This window comes from Actinoplanes couchii (genome assembly GCF_016862075.1).
GTDB classification, from domain to species: domain Bacteria; phylum Actinomycetota; class Actinomycetes; order Mycobacteriales; family Micromonosporaceae; genus Actinoplanes; species Actinoplanes couchii.
In genome coordinates, this window is the sequence record NZ_BOMG01000065.1 from 1 (window position 1) to 18,565 (window position 18,565).

Genomic DNA, 18,565 nt, shown 5'->3' on the forward strand with positions numbered 1-18,565 from the left:
ATGAGCGACGGTGCGAAGTTGGCACCGACCCTGGCGTGCGCCGTGGGCGGCGTCTGCGGTGGTGGGGTCTACTTCAGCCGGAGGTACCCCAAACTGGTGCTCGGACTTCTGATCGCGGCGGTCACGCTCGTCGCGCTGGGCCTCGCGGGATTGGCTCTGGTGTCCGGGAGGGGATCATGAGTCTTCTCAACATCGAACCGCACGCTCCGGTCTCCTATGCTGATCAGATCGACCGGGCCGGTGACGATTCCCGTGCCATCAGTGACTACATCACGAAGAACGCCACGGACGGGACCGGGGGCGAGCTGTTCGGAATCGCCGTCGACGGCAATCGGTCGCCGTCGCCGCGATCGAGGGAAGCTTCAACCGGCTGACCTGCATGTTGGAGAATTCCGCGATCGAACTCCGCGCAGCGGCGGACTACTACCGGCAGACGACTCTCGCCGCGGCCATCGACCTCGATCGTGCGCTTCCCGCCACCGGAGAATGGTGCCCGACGGTGATCGAGACCGAGGTCGACGTATGCCCGCCGCTCCCGTTCCAGGATTCCAGGCTTCCCAGTCGGAGTCTGAACACACCCGACCTCGAACCCGAGAACCCGGTGAACACGATGGGCTGGATGGACTACGTCAGCCCGACTTCCTGGACGATGAAGGGCTTCGACATCGTTTTCGGTTTCGATCCGATCCAGGAAGTGCAGAACAAACTTTTCGGCGATTGGGAAGTGCTCGCCCGAATGCAGCCGGTCCTGACCAACGCGGCGACAGCCGTGCACGATCTCGCCTACAACGTTCAGGCCGGAGCGAGCGCCCTGCAGGAGTACTGGCAGGGCAATGCCGGCGACGCGGCGCATCGCTACTTCACCGACTTCGCCACCTTCGTGGACCGGCTTCGTTCGCCTTTGGCGTCACTGGCCGAGGAATACCGGCTCATGGCGGAAGCGGTGTGGGAGGCAGGGGATGCCATCGGTGGCTTGATCAAAGGAATCTGCGACGCGGCCCTCATCGCCGGTCTGGCGGCAGCCGGTGGCACCGCCACCGCCATGACAGGTGCGGGTGCCGCGGTGGGGTGGGGAGTCGCCGCTGCCGAAGCGGCCAGCATGCTCGCGATGTGGGGCACCGTCACGAAGTACCTCGCGTACGCGGATTCGGCGGTGAAGGGCTTCCGCTCGATGGTGCACATCGCACTCAGCGAGCTGGAATCGATCACTCCGCCGCTGCTCGGCGGCGATGCCGGATACGACCACCCCCTGAGCGGGGTGGGTGCTCATGCCTGACGAGATACTGGACATCGCCCATGGCGACATCCATCTGGCCGCCAGGATCCGGGAGATTCTCGTGGCACTCGCCGATCACGACAACGCCGAGATCCGCGAGATGAGCCGCGAGGTGCTGGCCGGCGCATCACTGCGCCGGATGGCCGCGAGCAGCGTGTACGGCGACGAGATCGGTGCCGCGTTCGGCAGGTTCTGGCAGACCTACCAGACGATGGATCCGGGACGGCGTACCGAACTGGAAGAGGCAGGTCGTAGCGTTCGGTGTCCGATCTGAATCAGGTCGTGAGTAGGGCTGCGGCTGCCGTCAAGTCGACGGCGGTGGCGGTGGGGGGTGGGGTGTCGGGGGCGGTGGCGTATTCGCCGGTTCGTACTCGGATGGAGCGGGCTCCCACTGCTGCCGCTACCGCCATGTCCTTGCCGGGGCGGTCTCCGATCACCACCAGGTCGGCGGGGGGCACGCCCAGGGCGGCCGCTGCCCGGTGCAGGCCCTCCGGGTGGGGTTTGCGCAGCGTACGGCCGCCCAGCTCGTCGGTTATGACGATCGTGGTGAAAGCTTCGGACAGGCCGGTGGCGGCCAGTTTCGCCCTCTGGATCGCCGGGTTGCCGTCGGTCAGGCAGGCCACCGGGTAGCGGGCGCTGATCGCGGCCAGTGCGGCCAGCGCCCCGGGGTACGGCGGCAGCCGGCGCGGACGGTAACCGGTGAACGCCGCCACCAGCGTCGGGATCAGATCGACTGCCAGGTCCGGGCCGATGCCGTACGCGGCCAGCGCGGCGTCGATCGTGCCGCCCCGGTCTGAGCCGGCCAGCAGCGACTGCCGGACCGCCCGGGTCAGCCGGATCTGGTCGAGTCCGGCGGCGGCACCGGCCCGCCCCACCGCCCGCGCCGCGCCGTACAGGTAGCTGGCCTGCGGAAACAGGGTGTCGTCCAGGTCGATGACAACGGCCAGCGGTGGATTATCGATCAGGTCCATGGTTGTCTCGGCAATCACTTCAGGCGGGGAGCAGTTCCCAGGGCAGGGAGCCGTCAGTATGGTCGGGTTCGTCCAGTGCCAGCAGCGGGCTCAGATCAGGATCGGACAGCAGCTCCGCCACCCGGGCACCGGTCCGGCCGTCGCCGTACGGGCACGGCATCGCCGAGATCCGCTCCAGCTGCCACGGCGAACTCAGGTGATGTGCCGCCGCCACCGCGCTGATCGCCTCGGCGTCGCTGGTGATGCCGGTGAGCACTGTCGAACCGGCCTCGACACCCTCCCAGCGCGGGGTCGAACGCCGCAGCACCACCACCGGCACGCCGAAGAACGCGGCCTCCTCCTGGAGCCCGCCGGAGTCGGTGACCACCACCCGCGACCCGGCCAGCGCATCGAGCAGCGCAGCATAGGGAAGCGGATCCTCGCAGGTCACCCCGGGTAGGGCCGCGAGCCGATCGGTCAGCCCGTACTCGGCGAGACGCGCCCGGGTGCGGGGGTGCACCGGGAATCGAACCGGACCGATCGCCGCCAGCCGCCCGACGACGTCGACGAGACGGGCGAGACGGTCCGGACTGTCCACGTTCGAGGCCCGGTGCGCGGTCACCAGAACCCCACTTCGATCATTTGCCGGTACGGGTGACAAGCCCCGCCCCCGCAACGTGTCGATCACCGGGTTGCCGACCACGAACACGCGCTCGGCAGGAACACTTTCGGACAACAGGAACGCCGCGGCCCGCTCGGTTGGCGCGAAGTGGATCTGCGCGGTGGCCGCCGCCACCCGCCGGTTCACCTCTTCCGCACTGCGCGGGTTGAAGCTGCGCAGTCCCGCTTCGAGATGAGCGAACGGAACCCCGGCGTTCCGGGCGGCCAGCGCCCAGGCCGGCACCGTGTGCGTGTCCCCGAGCGCCAGCACCACGGAATCGTCGTCCAGCTCGGCCGAGGCGAGGAACCCCAGTGCTCCGGTGACCAGTCCGCCGAGCCCGGCCGGGGGATCGAGGCGGACGTCCGGGGTCAGGCCGAGGTCCCGCTGGACGTCTCCGCTCATGGCCGCGTCCCGGTGCTGCCCGGTGTCCACGGCGGTGACCAGGTGGCCGGCCTCCCGCAGGGCCGTCACGACCGGGGCGAGCTTGATGACCTCGGGCCGGGTCCCGAAGGGAACGACGATGTGCCGCTTCACCATCCACCTCCGGTACGAGTCTCCGAGTCCCCGGCCGCCGGCGCGGCAGCCCCAGGCCCAAAATCAGGAATATCCGAAATGTCCGGCAAGGAATGAAGGTGCCGGGTCGCCGCTACCCGGGCAACATCCGCAGAAACCGAGGGAATGTAGTCCGCCCCACCGAACTCCGCAGCCGAGGGAAACGCCGAGGAAGCCGGACCGGCGGAGGCGGAGGGAACAGCGGAGGTGGAGAAAACGGTGGCGGAGGGGGCCGCCGAGGGAACGGACGCGGCGGAGGGGGACGGCGCCGGCGCGAGGAAGGCCGCGAGGGAAAGGGGAATCGCGGGGGTGGACAGGTAAGCGGAACCGGGGAACCCGCCGGAAGCCGAAAGGGCAGCGGCGTCGGGGAACGCGGCGGGCGAGGAGGAAACAGCCGGGATGGGATTGTCGGCGGCGGGCGAGGGGATGACCGGGGCCGGGTGCCCGGCGCGAGACGAGGAGACGGCCGGGACGACGGAGGGGCCCGGTGCCGGGAAACCGGTAGAGAACAGGGAGGCAACGGGCGCGGGGAGAGCGGCGGCCGTGGCGGTCGCCGCGCCGACCGGAAGTGTGGTGGGAGAGGCGTCGATGGCCGGGAGCGCCGGGGCCGGGAAGGCGGACGCCGGGGCAGTGGTGGGCGCCGGAGGAACGGCGAGCGTGAGGGGAGGGGTGGGTGGGGGTGTGAAGTTCGGGACCGAGACCGTGGTGGGGGACAGGGGGTCGGGGACCGGGGTGCCGTCGGCTGTGTAGTAGAGCTCGGCGAAATGGCGGGACATGCGGACTCCTGGCTGGAAACCCAGGGAACCCAACGGGGTGAACGGGTCGAGGATGCCGGTCAGGTAGGTGCCTACCACGTCGGCTCCGGCTGCCAGGGTGAGTGGCAGCCCGCCGGAGAAGCGCGGGTTCACCTCCACCACCGTGGCCTCGCCGTGTTCGTTGAGGAAACCCTGGACGTTGGCGGGGCCGGTGTGGCGTACCGCGGCAAGGGTCGCGGTGACCAGCTCGGTGACCGCGAGTGATTCGAAGGTCGTGCCCCGGACCGAGATGCCGCCCCGGGTCTCGTCGCGCCAGCGGGGGACACAGGCGACGAGCGTGCCGTCCCGGGCGACCAGCGCGTCGGCGGTGAACTCGCGGCCGGCCAGCCGGGTCTGCACGATGGCGTCCGGAACCGATGCGAAGGCGTGCGCCAGCTCGGCCGGATCGTCGACCAGGACCACGTCGCGGCTGCCCCGGCCGCGGGCCGGTTTCACCACCCACGGGCCGGGGACCTGGCCGGCGGTGGCGGCGGTCCACGCGGTCGCCGGATGCGGCACCCCGGCCGCGTGCATGGTGGTCGCGAACGCCACCTTGTCCAGGCACAGGTCGGCGGCGTCCGGGTCGGGCAGCCAGGTGCGCACCCCGAGCCCGGCGAGGGCCCCGGCCAGCGGGCTGAGCACGCCGTACTCCTCGGCGACCGTGCCGATCAGCGCGACCGGGCGGTGCTCCGCGACGACGGCGAGCAGGGTTTCCGCGTACGCCGGATGATCCGCCCGGGGAACAACCGCGTGCCGGCCGGCCAACCGCAACCCGACGGCGTCCGGGTTGGCGTCCAGAGCGAGCACGTGCTCGCCGGCGGCCTGGAGGGCCCGGATGACGGCGACCCCGGCCGGCCCGCCCGCACCGGTGACGGCGACGAGACGGCCGGTCTCGGCGACGGTACGTTCCCGGGGCGCCCGCATCAGCCACGCCCGCGCCCACAGCCGCAGGGCGATCACGTCGCCACCGGCGATCGGCTCCCACTGGCGCTGCGCGATCGCACCCGCGAGGGCGTCCAGGACCAGCGGATCGGTCTCGTAGGACGCCACCGCGAGCAACGTCGCGGTGTGCACGCCGAGCCCCTTGGCGGCCAGGTCCCGGACGATCTCGGCACGCCGGGCCGGGGTCTCGTGCCCGACCCGGTAGTCGATCCGGCGCTGTTCCCGGCGCTGGGCGAGCCGCCGGGACAGCGCCTTCGGCAGGATCCGCCGGTGGATGACGGCGGCGATCTGCAGCTTGGGCGGCGCATCGACCGGCGCGGAGTCGACCGGGGCCGGATCGAGGGACACCCGGTGGCCGAGTCCGGGGCGGGCCCACGCGGCGGGACGGTCGGCGGTGTGCCGGCCGGCACGGTCCTGTTCGGCACGTTCGGCGTCGTACATGGTCAGTCCGATCATGATGAGGAGCCCGATGAGGGTGTACGCGAAGTTCAGGACCGCGCCGATCCAGTCGTGGAAGAAGACCAGCGCGTCGACGGCCAGGTAGCGGCCGGCCAGCAGCGATCCGAGCAGCCGCACCTGGTTGGCGGCCATCACGAACGCGCTGGCGGCCAGGAATCCGAGCAGCGCCTGCGGGCGCTGGCGCAACGCGAGCACGGCGAGGGCGGCCAGGGCCAGCACACTGCTGAGGATCGAGCAGGAGCCGGTCATCTCGGCGACGACCGGTTCCAGGTTCGGCCCGAAGACCACGAAGCCGTCGCCGAGCGCGCCGGAGATCCGGTCCACCCCCATCAGCTCGATGATCTTGGAGGCGAGTCGCACCTCGAAGAACCGGACCGGGTCGATCCAGAGCAGGTAGCCGCCCACACAGAAGACGACCGCGCCGATCATTTCCAGAAACACGAGCCTGCGACGTCGTACGGTGGCAATCGTCGTGCGTCTTTTGATCTGCCTGTCCAACGTGGTGCCGAGACGCTTGTCGACAAGGCTCATGCGGCGACCTTGACCGGTGTCGACGTGACCCCGGAGCGGGCCGTCTTGGACCACGTGTAGGACGTGCCCCACATGCCGTCGAAGTAGGCTTTTGTTGAGGTCAGGATCGACATGCCGAATGCCGGGATGAAGCCGATCAGCATCCACACCGCGCGCCGCTCGACCCGGCCGAGGATCAGCCCGACGGCCAGTTCGGTGAACGGGCCGGCGAACAGCAGCGCCGACAGCGCCACCATCGAGACCGCCGACTGATCCCCGATGCCAAAGGCCCGGAGCACGATCAGAATCAGACCCAGGCCGCACAGTACGGGTACGTGGTACACCCACAGGAACAGCATCGTCTCGACCTTCTCCATGATCGACAGATGCCGGGTCCGGAGGATCGGCCGCCAGTAGTCGCGCAGGCACTTCTGATGCCCGCGCGCCCACCGGTACCGCTGTTTCCAGAACCGCTGCGACGACAGCACCGCCTCCTCGAAGTCGACGGCCGACGGGTCGTAGCGCACCCGCCACCCGTCGAGCAGCAGCCGCAGCGTGAGGTCGGTGTCCTCGGTGACGGTGTGCGGGTTCCAGCCACCGAGTGACCGGATCAGATCAGTGCGGACGGCGCAGTTCGCACCCCCGTACGCGGGAAGCTCGAAAAGGGCCTGGCGTCCGTATTCGTTCACCAGGTAGCCGGACAGGTAGTCGATGAAGATCGTCGACGCGAGGTTGGACTCGACCCCGTTGCGGACCACGCAGCGGCCCATCACGGCGCCGATCCGCGGATCGCGGAAGTGCCGCACGAGCCGGCGCAGCACGTCCGGTTCCGGCTGGTGGTCGGCGTCGAAGATGACCGCCACCTGGGCGTCGACGAGCGCGAGCGCGTCGTTGAGCGCGCCCGACTTGCCGCCGCCGGCGCCCGGCGCCCGGTGCAGGACCCGCAGCCGGGGATCGGCCGCCGCCCACGCGTCCAGCTTCGCGCCGGTCCCGTCGGTGGACGCGTCGTCGACGATCACCACGGTGAGCGCCTCCGGCGGATAGTCCAGCGACAGCATCGCCGCGACCATCCCGTCGACCACCAGCTCCTCGTCCTTGCAGGCGACGAGCACGGCGACCGGCGGGGTGAACGCCTCGGTGCCGACCAGCGGCGCGTCCAGGTCGCGTTCGGTCCAGCGGGCGGCCGACACCGCGAACCCGAGGTGCCGGAAGAAGAACATCAGGAACACCACGTTGAGTACGGTGGCGATCCAGCCGAGTGTGCTGTCGAGCCCGAAAATGATCGCAACCACGACGAACACCGCGGCATGCAGCAGCAACCCGAGACGGTGGTGCGAGGGCACCGCCCGGCGGCGCCCTCGCCGGTTCACGCTGCGGCTTCTATATACGCCGGGACCTCGATCAGTTGCGGCAATGCGGGGGGCGGGGTCAGGTCCCAGACGAAGCGGCCGGGTACGAACGACTCCGCGTACCGCACCCGTGCCTGCGCCCCGAAGTGCCGTGCGCTCGCCGCCACCACCTCCGGGTCGACCATCGCCGAGTTCTCCACCTGGCTGCGATGACACGACAGCGCGTCGATCTTGCGGGCCAGGTGGGCGGAGATGTCGACGAACACGGTCGGCTCGAACCGGGTGGTGGACGGGCTGCGGTAGTGCAGCACCCGCAGCGAGTGCCGGGCCGCACTGACCGTGGCCGCCGCGACCGCCCGGTGATCCTGGTGCGAGTCGTCGGGGGCGTGCACGTACACCACGTCCGCGCCCACGTCGGCCATCGCCCGCTCGATCAGGGCGATGGTCGCCAGATCCGGGGCGACCTCGCAGTCCCGCAGACTGCCCCAGATCAGCAGGCAGTCCAGGCTGCGGGCGGCCGCCTCGGCCTCCCGGCGCCGGCCGTCGATGTCACCGGGCCCGTTCTGGCCACCGGTGACCACCAGCATCGTCACCGAGTCCCCGGCGGCCCGGTGCGCGGCGAGGGTGCCGCCGCAGCCGAGCTCGATGTCGTCGGGGTGCGCCCCGACCGCCAGCACGCTGCGCATCATGACGAGCGGGTCACCCGGCGCCGGCGGATCACCGCGGCGAGGACGAACACCACACCGGCGGCCAGCAGCGCGATGATCGGGCCGAGCCCATTGCCACCGGCCGGCAGGCTGACGTCGTTGCCACAGGTCGGGCGGTTCCAGTGCGCGGCCACGGTCTTGCCACCGACGGACCAGGTGACCTGCGCGTTCTTGCTGACCCAGCCGGTCGCGAAGGACGCCTTGTGGGTGCCCGGCTCGAAACGGGTGGTCACGGCGGTGTCGAGGGAGCCGCTGCCGCCGGTCAGCTCCAGCCGGTTGTTGGCGCCCGCGGCGATCTTCCCGGTGGCGGTGCTGTTGCTGACGTACCCGAAGACCGCCCGATATTCTCCGGTCTTGCTGTTCTTGACCACGCAGTCACAGGTCGGGCTGCCGGACAGGGTCTGCCAGGTCGCCGCCGCCGGGCCGGTGTTGACGAACAGCGCCGTGGTGACGGCCGCGACCAGAGCCACGGCACCGGCCGCGAAGGCGATACGACGCCGGCGCAACATCGAGACGAGACGCATGTAGGGGAACCTCCGCAGTCGGACGGGATGTGACGCGACCGGCACGATCGGTCGCGCCCCCGTCCGCTTGAGGGATCCCCCGGGAGCTAGTCGGCTACATGCTTGTCGAACCCGATGTACAGCCGGGCCTCGGCGTTCGCCCCGAGCGCGCTGATCGTCTCCAACTCGCGGAGCCGGAGCAGGGCCGGATGCTCCGCGTACGCCTGGGCCGCCTCGGCGAGCCGTCGCAACGCGTCCACCTCGGCATCCGCGCGGATCCGCTTCGCCTCGGCGTCCGCCTCCGCGGCGAAACGTGCCGTCTCGGCCCGGGTGGTCGCCTCCAGGGTCTCCCGGTCGGCTTTCGTCCGCGCCTCGACCATCTGCGCCTCGGCCATCCGCTGGGCGGTCAGCACCCGGTTCATCACGTCCTGCAGGTTGCCCGGGAAGACCAGATCCTTCACATCGGCCCGGATGATCTCCACGCCGTAGCCCGCGGACACCCCCTCGACGTCCCGCAGGATGTCCTCGGAGAGCTGATTGCGGTTGGTGAGGATGGCCTCGAGCGTCATCGAGGCGAGGGACCGCCGGGCGGCGAGCTGCACGTCGCTGTAGACGCGGTCGCCGTAGTCGGTGACCCGCTCCATGGCCGCCACCGGGTCGGTCACCCGGAAATGCGTGATGATGTTGACCCGGACCGCGACCTTGTCGGCGGTCAGGATCTCCTGGCCCTTGATGTTCAGCTCGCGCTCACGCAAGTCGATCGGGACGATCTCGATCTTTGCGGTACGCCGGAACCGGCCACCCGTGGACAGGGGGTGACGCCCCGGCTCCAGCACCCGGTCGAAACGACCGTCGACATAGCGCAGACCCTGGAAACCGCTGCGAATGATCACCTCTTTGGACATGGGACACACCTCTTGAATAGATTTTGGGTGGCCCCGTAGCGGTCCCGATGTGAAGGACCGGTCACAGATGATTCCAGCGGACGAGCGCGGTTTGATCGCCAGTGCACCCGCTGGTTAAGTGCCGGCTTCTGATGCCGCCGGGGCCACTCAGATCATGCTCCGGGCCCCGGCGGCGGTTCAACGTATTTATCGCCGGATCGTCTGTCCGTAGACCTTGGTGACCGTCAACGTCATCAGCACCCGGCGGTCGTCGACCATCACCTGGCGGTACTCGGCCCAGTCCGGGTGCTCTCCCGCGGCCCGCCGGTAGTAGTCGACGAGCGCCTCGACCTCGGGACCGTCCGGGTCGGTGCTCGGCCCGGCGAGCGTCACGTCGCCCTCGGCGGTGGCCCACGACCAGCCGTCGGCGCTGGTCACCTGAAGGGCGGCACGCGGGTCGCGGCGCAGGTTCACGGTCTTGGCCCGGCCCTCGGTCATCGACACCAGGATCACCCCGGCGTCCCGGTCGTAGTAGGGCGTCACCGGCGACAGTTGCGGCACCCCACTCGCCTTGATCGTGGCCAGCACACCGATCTTGCTCTGGGCGAGCAGCGCCCGCGGATCGAACTCAGTCTCGGTCATACCAACGGCAATCCCGCCCCGGATCCGGCTATTCCACGGCCTGGCTACTCCGCGGCCCGGCGTGCGGTGGCGAACACCCGGCGCATCGCGTCGAACGTCTCCAGCGACCGCCGTCCTTCGTCCTGCATCGCCCGAACCGCCGGGTCCGAACCGTCGGCGGCCATCGCGGACTCCCACAGTTCCCGCTCGGCGACCCGCCACTGAGGCATCTCCGCCACCCGGATCTCCGTGAACCCGGCCGTCGTCAGGTCCCGCCGCAGATCCACCGCCCGAATCCGGGCAGGCACCCGCCCATCCGCCGGATCAACCGCTTCCCAACAGGTCAGAGCAACCCGCCCACCAGGTTTCAGCAGCCGCCGGAACTCGACGACAGCGGCAAGCGGAGGAGCGGCGAACTGCACAGCGTCCACACACATCACCGCATCGGCAACCTGATCCGGCAGCCCGGTCCCGGCCAGATCCCCCACCCGGAACTCGGCCCGCCCCGGCAGCCGCTCCGCCCCGGTGACCGCAGCCACAGCCAGAGCCACAGCCGAGAAGTCCACCCCGACCAGCCGCCCACCGGCCCGCTTGGCGATCTCGATCCCGTAGCCCCCGCGCCCGCAGGCGACGTCGACGAGCACCCCGTCCGCGGGAAGTTCAAGCGCGGAGGCAACCTCCCCGATCGCTGACCAGCTGAGCACCCCGGCGTCCCGAAGTTCAGCGGGCAGCCCCATGGCCCCAGCGATGACGGCGTCCCGATCAGCCGACCCACCCATGTCGGCATACCACTCGTCGAAGTAGCCGGCGTCAAGCCTCGTCGATCCCATGCCCGAACCTTAGGTCCAGGAGGTCGGCCGCTATGGCTCGGGCCGGGGGTAGGTAGGACTTCTCCAGGGTTCGGAAGAGGGATTGGGCTCGGTGGGCCGGCCATTCCGGGGGTAGGTGTTCGACCGGTAGGCGGGGGTCTCGGCGGATGGCGTCGTGCCATTCGGCTATCAGGGTCAAGCGGGCCGCCAGCGGGTCGGACAGCGGGGGTGGGCCCTCCCATCGGGACAGGAAGGACTGGTAACGCGCCGCCAACGCGGTCAGGTCGTATGCCTCCCGGACCATCGCGCCGATGTCGGTCAGGTCGGCTGCCCGGGCGTGGAAGACGCGGGCGTGCGCCGACAGGCCCAGCTCCTCGACGATGTCCTGGGCCGCCACCTCGCCGGGGGCCAGCCACAGGCCGCCCTGCAGTGGGCCGAAACCGGACCAGGCCAGGCGGGAGCGCAGGTCGTGGCGTTGGCGTTGCCACGCCTCGGGGAGGGAGAAGCAGAGCAGGGTCCAGGTGCCGTCCCAGTTCTCGTTGACCGCGCCGGTCTCCCAGATCCTGGCGCGGCCGTCGTGCAGGAGCGCCGCGGCGCGCGGGGTCAGGCCGTAGTACATGCGCCGGCCGTCGCGCTGCCGGTGCAGCAGGCCGCGGTGGACCATCCGGGTCAGGGTGGAGCGGGTGGCGTGGGCGGTGACGCCGAGGCGGCCGAGGGCGTCGACGGCGCTGCCGGAGTGGACGCACACGCCGCGGTCGAGGACGAAGTCCCCGAGCAGCATAAGCATCAACGTCTGCGGATTCGGCGGCATGGGCTAGATGTTAGGCATCTTCTTGACGGCCGTCCAAACAAATGCCTAGCGTCGATGTCCGAGGAGGTCGTCATGCGCAGAATGCTGGCCCTCGTCCTGGTCGTGGCCCTGGCGGGCTGCCAGGACAACCAGACCACCGACGTGATCAGAGTCGGCCAGATCGTCTCGCTCACCGGCAACTACTCGCCGCTCGGCACCGAGAACCAGAAGTCCGTCGCCCTGGCCGTCGAGCGGATCAACGCGGCCGGTGGCATCGGCGGGCGCACCGTCGAGCTCACCGTCCGCGACGACAAGAGCCTGCCGGACCAGGCCGTTCTCGCCTTCAACGAACTCAAGGGCGACTCCGACGCGATCATCGGGTCGCCGTTCAGCAACTCGGCGCTCGCCACGATTCCGCTGGTGGACCGGGCGGAGATCCCCTACCTCTCGCTGACCCCGGCCGACGAGCAGGTCACCCCGATCCATCCGTACGTCTTCGTGGTCCCGGCCACCTCCGGCGCCTACGCCGAGGCGGCGCTGCAGTATTTCCAGAACGAGAAGATCACTCGGGTGGCGCTCGCCTTCGACACCAAGAGCAGTTACGCGGTCGCCGGGGCGAAGGGCCTGCAGACCCAGGCTTCCCGGTACGGGGTGACGATCGCGCCCGTGGAGGAGTTCCAGACGACGGCCACCGAGTTCGGCGCGGTCTTCACCCACGTGCGCTCGTCACAGGCGCAGGCCCTGATGGTGTGGGCGACCGGCGCTCCCGCGGTGGCGCTGACCAAGCAGTACGCCGCGTCCGGCCTGACGATTCCGCTGGTGCTGACCGGCGCGCAGGCCAGCAGACTGTTCCTGGATCCGGTGGGCCCGGCGGCCGAGGGCGCGACGATCGCGAGTTCCGTCGGCGTGGTCGGCACCCATCTGCCGGCCGGCGAGCTGAAGACCGCGGTCGACGAACTGACGACCGCGTTCACCACCAGGTACGGCTATCCGCCGCCACAGTTCGCCCAGGACGGCTGGAGCGGGGTGCAGTTGCTGGCGGCCGCGATCGGCAAGGCGGGCGGCTCGGACCGTACAAAAATCCGGGATGCTCTGGAGAATCTGACCCTGACCACCCCGAACGGCACCTACACCTATGCCGCCGACGACCACTCCGGACTGACCACCGACTTCATCTCGATCAACACGATCGAAAGTGGACAGTTCGTGCCGACCGAGTTCTCGAAGAGCCGCTTCCGGTGAGGCTGGTCGTCGAGGGGGCGTCGCGGGCGTTCGGCGGGGTCTGGGCCGTGCGGGACGTGAGCCTGACGGTCGAGCCGGGCGAGCTGCGGGCGGTGATCGGGCCGAACGGGGCCGGCAAGTCGACCCTGTTCGCTCTGATCGGCGGGCAGCTCGCGGCCGATCACGGGCGGGTCCGGTTCGACGGCGACCCGGTCGAGCGGCTGCCCGCCCACCGCCGGGCACGCCGCGGGGTGAGTGTGGTGTTCCAGGCGGCCCGGGTGTTCCACGGGATGACCGTGCTGGAGAACGTGATGGTCGGCGCGCACGCCACCACCCGCTCCGGCTTTCTTGCGGCGGCGCTGCGCCTGCCCGCCCATCGCCGGGACGAGCGGGAGATCCGTACCGCCGCGATGGTCTGCCTGGAACGCACCGGCCTCGCCGACTGGGCCGGCCGGGCGGCCGAGGAGCTGCCGCTGGGCCGGCAGCGATCGTTGCAGCTGGCCCGCGCGCTCTGTGCCCGGCCGCGGCTGCTGCTGCTCGACGAACCGGCGTCCGGGCTGCGGGCCGCCGAGCGGGAGCGGCTGGCCGGGCTGATCACCGGGTTGCGCGCGGAGGGGCTGACGATCCTGCTGGTCGAGCACGACGTGGCGTTCGTGATGCGGCTCGCCGACCGGGTCACCGTGCTCGACCTGGGCCGGGTCATCGCCGAGGGCACCCCGGCCGAGGTCCGGGCCCGCCCGGAAGTGGTCGCCGCCTACCTGGGCCCGTCATGACCACGCCGTCCACGGCGGTGGGCCCGTCGTGACCGCGGTCGAGGTGACCGGGCTGACCGTCCGCTACGACGGCGCCACCGCCCTGGACGGCGTCGACCTGACCGTTGCCGATCACCAGGCGGTCGCCCTGATCGGCGCCAACGGGGCGGGCAAGTCCACCCTGGTCAAAGCGCTGTCCGGGCTGGTCCGCCCGGCGTCCGGGACGATCACCGTCAACGACCGGCTGGCCCAGGTCCCGGAGGGCCGGGAGATGTTCCCGGACCTCACCGTCGACGACAACCTGCGGCTCGGCGCCTGGCGCCGGGGCCGCCGAAACCGCGACACCCAGCGGTTGTACGAGTTGCTGCCCGACCTGGTTCCCTTACGCAACCGTAAAGCCGGGGCACTCTCCGGCGGGCAGCAGCAGATGGTCGCGATCGGTCGCGCGCTGATGGCCGACCCGGAGATCCTGGTCGTCGACGAGCTGAGCCTCGGCCTCGCGCCGCTGATCGTCGGCACCCTGGCCGCCCACCTGCGCGCCCTGCACACCGACCGGGGCCTGGCCGTCCTGCTGATCGAGCAGAACGCCCGGCTCGCGCTCGACCTGTGCGACCACGCCTACGTGCTGGAGGCCGGCCGGATCGTCCTGCACGGCCCGTCCGCCGAGCTGGCCCGGGATCCCCGGGTGACCGACGCCTACCTGGGCGCGGGCCATGAGTGACCTGGTCGGGTACCTGCTCACCGGGCTCGGCATCGGCTCCGGGTTCGCCCTGGTCGCCAGCGGGCTGGTCGCGATCCACCGGGTGACCCGGGTGGTCAACTTCGCCCAGGGCGCGTTCGCGGTGCTCGCCGCCATGCTGACCTCGACCCTGCTCGCCGCCGGGTTGCCGCACGGGCTCGCCGAGGTGGGCGGGGTGGCGCTCGGCGCGGCCGCCGGACTCCTCACCGGACTGATCGTTCTCGGACCACGGAGAGACAGCCCCGGAACCACCCCCGGAACCGCGCTGATCGTCACCCTGGGGCTGGGCGTGCTGGCGTACGCCATCGAGGTGTTGATCTGGGGTGACCAGCCGCGATCCTTCCCGGGTGTGCCGGGTGTCGCCGAGATCGCCAGCGCCCGGGTGCCCGCCCACTACCTGCTGATCATCGGGGTGGCCGCGCCGGTCTTCCTGCTGATGGCCCTGTTCTTCGCCCGCACCGACCTCGGCAAGGCGCTGTCCGCGTGCGCCTCCAACCGTTACGCCGCCCGGGTGGTGGGCATCGACGTCCGCCGGATGGGACTGCTGGCGTTCGCCCTCGGCGGCGCGCTCGGCGGCCTGGCCGGGGTGCTCACCACCCCGGTCCAGCAGGTCACGTTCGACAGCGACGTCACCCTGATCGTCAACGGATTCGCCGCCGCCGTCCTCGGCGGGCTGACCCGGCCGGTCGTGGCCCTCGGCGGCGGCCTGCTGCTCGGCGTCACGCAGACCCTCGCCGCCGGTTACGGAGGCGGCGCCTACCAGGTGGAGGTGGCCCTCGTGCTGATGCTCACCGTCATGATCGTCCAGGCGGCCCGGGCCCGATGAGACTCCTGCTGCTCGGCGCGGTCACGCTGGCGATCCCCCCGCTCCTTCCGGAGCGGCACCTGGCGACGTTTGTCCTCTTCGCACTCACCGCGACGGTCACCGTGGGTGTCTCACTGCTGATGGGGTACGCCGGACAGGTCTCGCTCGGCCAGGCCGCCTTCTACGCGATCGGGGCGTACGCCGCCGGCCTGCTCGCCGTGCACGGGGCGCCGCCGGTCCTCGGGCTGCTGCTCGCACCCGTGGTGGCGGCGGTCGCGGCGGTCCTGCTCGGGGCGCCCCTGCTGCGGTTGCGCGGGCATCACCTGGCGTTCGCCACCCTGGCCGTGCAGCTGATCCTGCTGTCGGTGCTGGCATCCGCCGACTGGGCCGGCGGGGCGATCGGACTGCAGGGGATACCGCGCCTGGTCGGGGACGATCTCGGGTACGCGTACGCCGCAATCGTGGTGTTGACCCTCGCCGTCCTGGTGTCGCGCAACGTCATCGCGTCCCGCCCCGGCCGCGCCCTCCGCGCCGCCGCGACCAGCGAGATCGCGGCCGCCGCCAGTGGTGTCCCGGTCGGCCGTCACCGGCTCGCGGTGTTCGCCCTGTCCGCGGCGATGGCCGGGCTGGCCGGCGGCGTGTACGCCTTCTACCTCGGCTACCTGTCGCCCGGCTCGTTCCCGGTGCTGCTCTCGATCGAGTTCGTGGTGATGGCCGTGGTCGGCGGCCTCGGCACCGTCGCCGGGCCGGTGGTGGGCGCCGGGGTGATCATCGTGCTGGTCCAGCTGTTGAACACCCTCGGCACCCAGCCCGGCATGCCCGGGTACGCCCCGAGCGTGCTCTCCTACGCGGTGTACGCGATCGTCCTGATCACGTGCGTGCTCTACCTGCCGCGCGGCCTGGTCCCGGCCCTGCGCCGTCTCCGGATCCCGTCGCGCGCGGGGTGACCTGCGCTCTTGCGCGCGGTGATCCGTTTTCTCACGCGCGTGGTAGCCCGTCGACCTCGGCGGCCAGCTTTTCCGCGACCTCCCGCACCGGCGGGGCGAGCCGCTCCAGACGCTCCGGGACGGCCGCGTCGATCCCGGCGTCCGGCCCGTCGGCGAACGCCCCGAAATCCGTGAGCGTCCCGGCCAGCGCCGCCGCGGCGCCCGCCGCCGCCTCCAGTTGCACCCGGGCACCCAGCGCGTAGGCGTCGGGGATGTGCACCATGCTCAGCAGGTACTCACCGGCCACCCACTCGGCGGCCTGCATCCGCTCGAACGGCTCCAGCCGCGGCAGCCACGCCTGGAAGAACGCCGAAGCGGCTGCCGCGTGCCGGTCCAGGAACGCCTCGTCGAGCTGCTCACGGATCGCGTTCAGCGACAGTCGCACCGCCACACCGAACGCGTCGAACCGGGCCACCGGGTCACCCGCGGCGATCAGGGAGCGCAGCTCCGTCACGGCCTCACCCATCCGTCGGAGACATGCCCGTTGTTTTCGGTGGGCCACCTCGATGCACGCATCAGTCGAGGACCTCATGGAGTTTTGCGGCGAACGGGACCGGGTCGCCGTGCTGGCCGTACTCGCCGCCCAGGAAACCGGCGTGGTTGCTCGGGAAGACGACCGGGTCGGCGCCCAGCCTCGCCGCCACCGCGCGCCCGGCCCGGTGGGCCAGCTCGCCCTCGGACTCGGCGCCCACCCCGACCAGGATCCGGGTGCCGGCCGACTTCAGGGCGGCGAAGTCCGGTTCGAACAGGCAGCAGGTGACCAGGTTCTGGCCCAGCAGCACGTCGTCGCGGCTGCCGTCGTCGGTGCTCGGCAGCCCGAACGTGGCTGGATCGGCGCCCGGCTCGTCGGCGAAACCGGGCGGGATCGGGCCCTGGAACGAGACGATCTCGATGAACTTGACCATCGCCGGGCCGACACCGAACCGCTCGTAGAGGTCACGGATGCCCCGGACCGCGGCTTCGGCGTCCACCGCCTCGTCCAGCAGCCGCACCACCGGCGGCTCGTGCGCGACGAGGGTGCGCACCAGCTCCGGATGCGCGGCCACCAGGGCGAGCGAGTTGACCGCCCCGCCGCTGCTGGCGAAGAGGTCGACCGGCCCGCCCCCGGCGGCCTCGATCACCCGTCGTACGTCATCGGCGTGCTGTTCCGGCGTGGTCTCGGGCGCGGGGTCGGTGCGGGTGCTGCGGCCCGTGCCCCGGGGGTCGTAGGTGATCACCCGCCGGTCGGTGAAGTGCCCGGCCAGGGTGACGAACCCACTCGCGTCCATCGGCGAGCCGATCAGCAGCAGCGGTGTCGTGTCCGAGGGCGCGGCCGGCTCGTGGACGTCGTAGGCGATCACGGCACCGGGAGCGTCGAGAGTCAGGGTCATACCCCCTCTATACCCTCTGCGGGCCGGGTCGGGGGCCAGGTCAGTACGTCGTCCGGGATGTCGGTGTCGCACAGCGCCCGCCGGTCCCGTCCGGGGATCCCGCGGCTGTTCGCCACCACCAGCCGGGCCACCTCGATCGCGCCGTGCGCCTGGAAGTGCGTGTTGTCCTGCACGCCGTCCGGATAGTTGACCGACTCGCCGGGCTCCAGCCACAGCAGGTGGTCCTTGGTCGCCTCCGGGCCCAGCCTGCTCCACAGGTCGAAGGACAGCCGGGTGAGGTCGATCAGCTCGGTGCCGGTCTCGGTGGCGAGTGCGGTCATCGCGGCGGGATAGTCACCGTGCGAGAGATACGGCGTACCGTCGGCGGTGAATCTCCGCCGCTCGACCGGCGTGACCAGGATCGGGGTGGCCCGGGCCGCGCGTGCCCCGTCGAGATAGAGCCTCAGGTGTTCCTGGAACGTCGTCCACGGGTCGGTGCCACGGGCCGGGTCGGTGATCTTCTCGTCGTTGTGGCCGAAAGAGATCAGCAGGGTGTCGCCGGGGCGGATCGCGGCCCGGATCCGGTCCAGCCGGCCCAGGTCGTAGAAGCTCTTCGAACTGGCCCCGGACAGCGCCTCGTTGACCACACGCACGCCGTCGTGCAGGAAGACCGGCAGCGCCTGACCCCAGCCGGCGCGCGGATGGTCGGCGGTCGCGTAGGTGGCGGCGGTCGAGTCGCCGGCCACGAAGACGGTGGGCCTGCGCCTGCTCGCGGCGAGGCCGGGCGTCTGCTCGCCCATTGCCAGGGCGGGCACCGCGGCGAGGGCTCCGGCGCGGAGCAACGTTCTCCGTCGAATCTCCATGAGGGCACATCTAATCAATTTCTATCGATGTGGGCAAGCGCTT

22 protein-coding genes are annotated in these 18,565 nt (G+C 70.9%); 9 read left to right on the forward strand and 13 right to left on the reverse strand.

What is annotated here, in order from left to right:
• From Aco03nite_RS27235 to Aco03nite_RS27250, 4 genes are all read left to right on the forward strand, one after another.
• Window positions 1-180: hypothetical protein (locus tag Aco03nite_RS27235; RefSeq protein WP_203799328.1), on the forward strand; the 180-nt coding region annotated here is incomplete at its 5' end.
• Window positions 177-374 (forward strand): hypothetical protein, encoded by a 198-nt coding sequence (locus tag Aco03nite_RS27240; RefSeq protein WP_203799331.1) that lies wholly within the window; start codon window positions 177-179, stop codon window positions 372-374. The genes Aco03nite_RS27235 and Aco03nite_RS27240, both read left to right, overlap by 4 nt.
• A gap of 5 nt (window positions 375-379) precedes the next feature.
• A complete protein-coding gene (locus Aco03nite_RS27245) occupies window positions 380-1,276 on the forward strand; it encodes a WXG100 family type VII secretion target (protein WP_203799334.1) in 897 nt (298 codons plus the stop codon).
• Entirely contained in the window at window positions 1,269-1,550 is a 282-nt protein-coding gene (locus Aco03nite_RS27250) for a hypothetical protein (protein WP_203799337.1), read from the forward strand. Before Aco03nite_RS27245 ends, Aco03nite_RS27250 begins: the two co-directional genes overlap by 8 nt.
• Window position 1,551: 1 nt before the next feature.
• On the opposite strand, the gene Aco03nite_RS27255 is transcribed toward Aco03nite_RS27250, so the two are convergent.
• The 10 genes from Aco03nite_RS27255 to Aco03nite_RS27300 form a co-directional block, all read right to left on the reverse strand.
• On the reverse strand, window positions 1,552-2,247 hold the full coding sequence (locus Aco03nite_RS27255; protein ID WP_203799339.1) for an HAD family hydrolase: 696 nt from the start codon (window positions 2,245-2,247) through the stop codon (window positions 1,552-1,554).
• A gap of 19 nt (window positions 2,248-2,266) precedes the next feature.
• Entirely contained in the window at window positions 2,267-3,424 is a 1,158-nt protein-coding gene (wecB, locus tag Aco03nite_RS27260) for a non-hydrolyzing UDP-N-acetylglucosamine 2-epimerase (RefSeq protein WP_203799341.1), read from the reverse strand.
• Window positions 3,418-6,165: an ATP-grasp domain-containing protein gene (locus Aco03nite_RS27265; RefSeq protein ID WP_203799343.1), complete on the reverse strand. Its 2,748-nt coding sequence runs from the start codon at window positions 6,163-6,165 to the stop codon at window positions 3,418-3,420. Before Aco03nite_RS27265 ends, wecB begins: the two co-directional genes overlap by 7 nt.
• Window positions 6,162-7,514 carry a glycosyltransferase family 2 protein gene (locus tag Aco03nite_RS27270; RefSeq protein WP_203799346.1) on the reverse strand — a complete coding sequence of 451 codons (1,353 nt, stop codon included), beginning with the start codon at window positions 7,512-7,514 and terminating at the stop codon, window positions 6,162-6,164. Before Aco03nite_RS27270 ends, Aco03nite_RS27265 begins: the two co-directional genes overlap by 4 nt.
• Window positions 7,511-8,179 (reverse strand): PIG-L deacetylase family protein, encoded by a 669-nt coding sequence (locus tag Aco03nite_RS27275; RefSeq protein ID WP_239145471.1) that lies wholly within the window; start codon window positions 8,177-8,179, stop codon window positions 7,511-7,513. Before Aco03nite_RS27275 ends, Aco03nite_RS27270 begins: the two co-directional genes overlap by 4 nt.
• Window positions 8,179-8,724: a hypothetical protein gene (locus Aco03nite_RS27280; protein WP_203799352.1), complete on the reverse strand. Its 546-nt coding sequence runs from the start codon at window positions 8,722-8,724 to the stop codon at window positions 8,179-8,181. Before Aco03nite_RS27280 ends, Aco03nite_RS27275 begins: the two co-directional genes overlap by 1 nt.
• An 86-nt stretch (window positions 8,725-8,810) precedes the next feature.
• Entirely contained in the window at window positions 8,811-9,608 is a 798-nt protein-coding gene (locus Aco03nite_RS27285) for a slipin family protein (RefSeq protein WP_203799355.1), read from the reverse strand.
• Window positions 9,609-9,794: 186 nt separating this feature from the next.
• Window positions 9,795-10,229 carry a PPOX class F420-dependent oxidoreductase gene (locus Aco03nite_RS27290; protein ID WP_203799358.1) on the reverse strand — a complete coding sequence of 145 codons (435 nt, stop codon included), beginning with the start codon at window positions 10,227-10,229 and terminating at the stop codon, window positions 9,795-9,797.
• Window positions 10,230-10,273: 44 nt separating this feature from the next.
• Complete coding sequence (locus Aco03nite_RS27295) at window positions 10,274-11,038, reverse strand: class I SAM-dependent methyltransferase (protein WP_203799361.1); 765 nt, start codon at window positions 11,036-11,038, stop codon at window positions 10,274-10,276.
• Complete coding sequence (locus Aco03nite_RS27300) at window positions 11,019-11,828, reverse strand: PaaX family transcriptional regulator (RefSeq protein WP_203799364.1); 810 nt, start codon at window positions 11,826-11,828, stop codon at window positions 11,019-11,021. Before Aco03nite_RS27300 ends, Aco03nite_RS27295 begins: the two co-directional genes overlap by 20 nt.
• 72 nt (window positions 11,829-11,900) lie before the next feature.
• On the opposite strand from Aco03nite_RS27300, the gene Aco03nite_RS27305 reads away from it, so the two are divergent.
• From Aco03nite_RS27305 to Aco03nite_RS27325, 5 genes are read left to right on the forward strand one after another with little or no spacing between them, the layout of a single operon-like run.
• Entirely contained in the window at window positions 11,901-13,049 is a 1,149-nt protein-coding gene (locus tag Aco03nite_RS27305; RefSeq protein WP_203799367.1) for an ABC transporter substrate-binding protein, read from the forward strand.
• Window positions 13,046-13,801: an ABC transporter ATP-binding protein gene (locus tag Aco03nite_RS27310; protein WP_203799371.1), complete on the forward strand. Its 756-nt coding sequence runs from the start codon at window positions 13,046-13,048 to the stop codon at window positions 13,799-13,801. Before Aco03nite_RS27305 ends, Aco03nite_RS27310 begins: the two co-directional genes overlap by 4 nt.
• Window positions 13,802-13,829: 28 nt before the next feature.
• Window positions 13,830-14,501 (forward strand): ABC transporter ATP-binding protein, encoded by a 672-nt coding sequence (locus Aco03nite_RS54190; protein ID WP_203799374.1) that lies wholly within the window; start codon window positions 13,830-13,832, stop codon window positions 14,499-14,501.
• On the forward strand, window positions 14,494-15,345 hold the full coding sequence (locus Aco03nite_RS27320) for a branched-chain amino acid ABC transporter permease (RefSeq protein WP_203799379.1): 852 nt from the start codon (window positions 14,494-14,496) through the stop codon (window positions 15,343-15,345). The genes Aco03nite_RS54190 and Aco03nite_RS27320 overlap by 8 nt, the downstream gene beginning before the upstream one ends.
• Window positions 15,342-16,271, forward strand: coding sequence for a branched-chain amino acid ABC transporter permease (locus Aco03nite_RS27325; RefSeq protein ID WP_203799382.1), 930 nt, complete (start codon window positions 15,342-15,344; stop codon window positions 16,269-16,271). Before Aco03nite_RS27320 ends, Aco03nite_RS27325 begins: the two co-directional genes overlap by 4 nt.
• A 31-nt stretch (window positions 16,272-16,302) precedes the next feature.
• Here Aco03nite_RS27325 and Aco03nite_RS27330 read toward each other — a convergent pair whose 3' ends face one another.
• From Aco03nite_RS27330 to Aco03nite_RS27340, 3 genes are all read right to left on the reverse strand, one after another.
• Complete coding sequence (locus Aco03nite_RS27330; RefSeq protein ID WP_203799384.1) at window positions 16,303-16,764, reverse strand: hypothetical protein; 462 nt, start codon at window positions 16,762-16,764, stop codon at window positions 16,303-16,305.
• Between the two features lie 61 nt (window positions 16,765-16,825).
• Window positions 16,826-17,680, reverse strand: a complete 855-nt coding sequence (locus Aco03nite_RS27335) for an alpha/beta fold hydrolase (protein ID WP_203799386.1) — start codon at window positions 17,678-17,680, stop codon at window positions 16,826-16,828.
• Complete coding sequence (locus Aco03nite_RS27340) at window positions 17,677-18,522, reverse strand: rhamnogalacturonan acetylesterase (protein WP_239145464.1); 846 nt, start codon at window positions 18,520-18,522, stop codon at window positions 17,677-17,679. The genes Aco03nite_RS27335 and Aco03nite_RS27340 overlap by 4 nt, the downstream gene beginning before the upstream one ends.
• Window positions 18,523-18,565: the final 43 nt, after the last annotated feature.

Excerpts from the sequence above, each read along its gene's own strand:
- Aco03nite_RS27320 (WP_203799379.1), top strand. The coding sequence starts at position 14,494 with ATGAGTGACCTGGTCGGGTACCTGCTCACCGGGCTCGGCATCGGCTCC.
- Aco03nite_RS27340 (WP_239145464.1), bottom strand. The coding sequence starts at position 18,522 with ATGGAGATTCGACGGAGAACGTTGCTCCGCGCCGGAGCCCTCGCCGCG.
- Aco03nite_RS27245 (WP_203799334.1), top strand. The coding sequence starts at position 380 with ATGTTGGAGAATTCCGCGATCGAACTCCGCGCAGCGGCGGACTACTAC.
- Aco03nite_RS27300 (WP_203799364.1), bottom strand. The coding sequence starts at position 11,828 with ATGCCGCCGAATCCGCAGACGTTGATGCTTATGCTGCTCGGGGACTTC.
- Aco03nite_RS27255 (WP_203799339.1), bottom strand. The coding sequence starts at position 2,247 with ATGGACCTGATCGATAATCCACCGCTGGCCGTTGTCATCGACCTGGAC.
- Aco03nite_RS27295 (WP_203799361.1), bottom strand. The coding sequence starts at position 11,038 with ATGGGATCGACGAGGCTTGACGCCGGCTACTTCGACGAGTGGTATGCC.
- Aco03nite_RS27275 (WP_239145471.1), bottom strand. The coding sequence starts at position 8,179 with ATGCGCAGCGTGCTGGCGGTCGGGGCGCACCCCGACGACATCGAGCTC.
- Aco03nite_RS27290 (WP_203799358.1), bottom strand. The coding sequence starts at position 10,229 with ATGACCGAGACTGAGTTCGATCCGCGGGCGCTGCTCGCCCAGAGCAAG.
- Aco03nite_RS27335 (WP_203799386.1), bottom strand. The coding sequence starts at position 17,680 with ATGACCCTGACTCTCGACGCTCCCGGTGCCGTGATCGCCTACGACGTC.
- Aco03nite_RS27285 (WP_203799355.1), bottom strand. The coding sequence starts at position 9,608 with ATGTCCAAAGAGGTGATCATTCGCAGCGGTTTCCAGGGTCTGCGCTAT.
- Aco03nite_RS27325 (WP_203799382.1), top strand. The coding sequence starts at position 15,342 with ATGAGACTCCTGCTGCTCGGCGCGGTCACGCTGGCGATCCCCCCGCTC.
- Aco03nite_RS27280 (WP_203799352.1), bottom strand. The coding sequence starts at position 8,724 with ATGCGTCTCGTCTCGATGTTGCGCCGGCGTCGTATCGCCTTCGCGGCC.
- Aco03nite_RS27240 (WP_203799331.1), top strand. The coding sequence starts at position 177 with ATGAGTCTTCTCAACATCGAACCGCACGCTCCGGTCTCCTATGCTGAT.
- Aco03nite_RS27250 (WP_203799337.1), top strand. The coding sequence starts at position 1,269 with ATGCCTGACGAGATACTGGACATCGCCCATGGCGACATCCATCTGGCC.
- wecB (WP_203799341.1), bottom strand. The coding sequence starts at position 3,424 with ATGGTGAAGCGGCACATCGTCGTTCCCTTCGGGACCCGGCCCGAGGTC.
- Aco03nite_RS27265 (WP_203799343.1), bottom strand. The coding sequence starts at position 6,165 with ATGAGCCTTGTCGACAAGCGTCTCGGCACCACGTTGGACAGGCAGATC.
- Aco03nite_RS27305 (WP_203799367.1), top strand. The coding sequence starts at position 11,901 with ATGCGCAGAATGCTGGCCCTCGTCCTGGTCGTGGCCCTGGCGGGCTGC.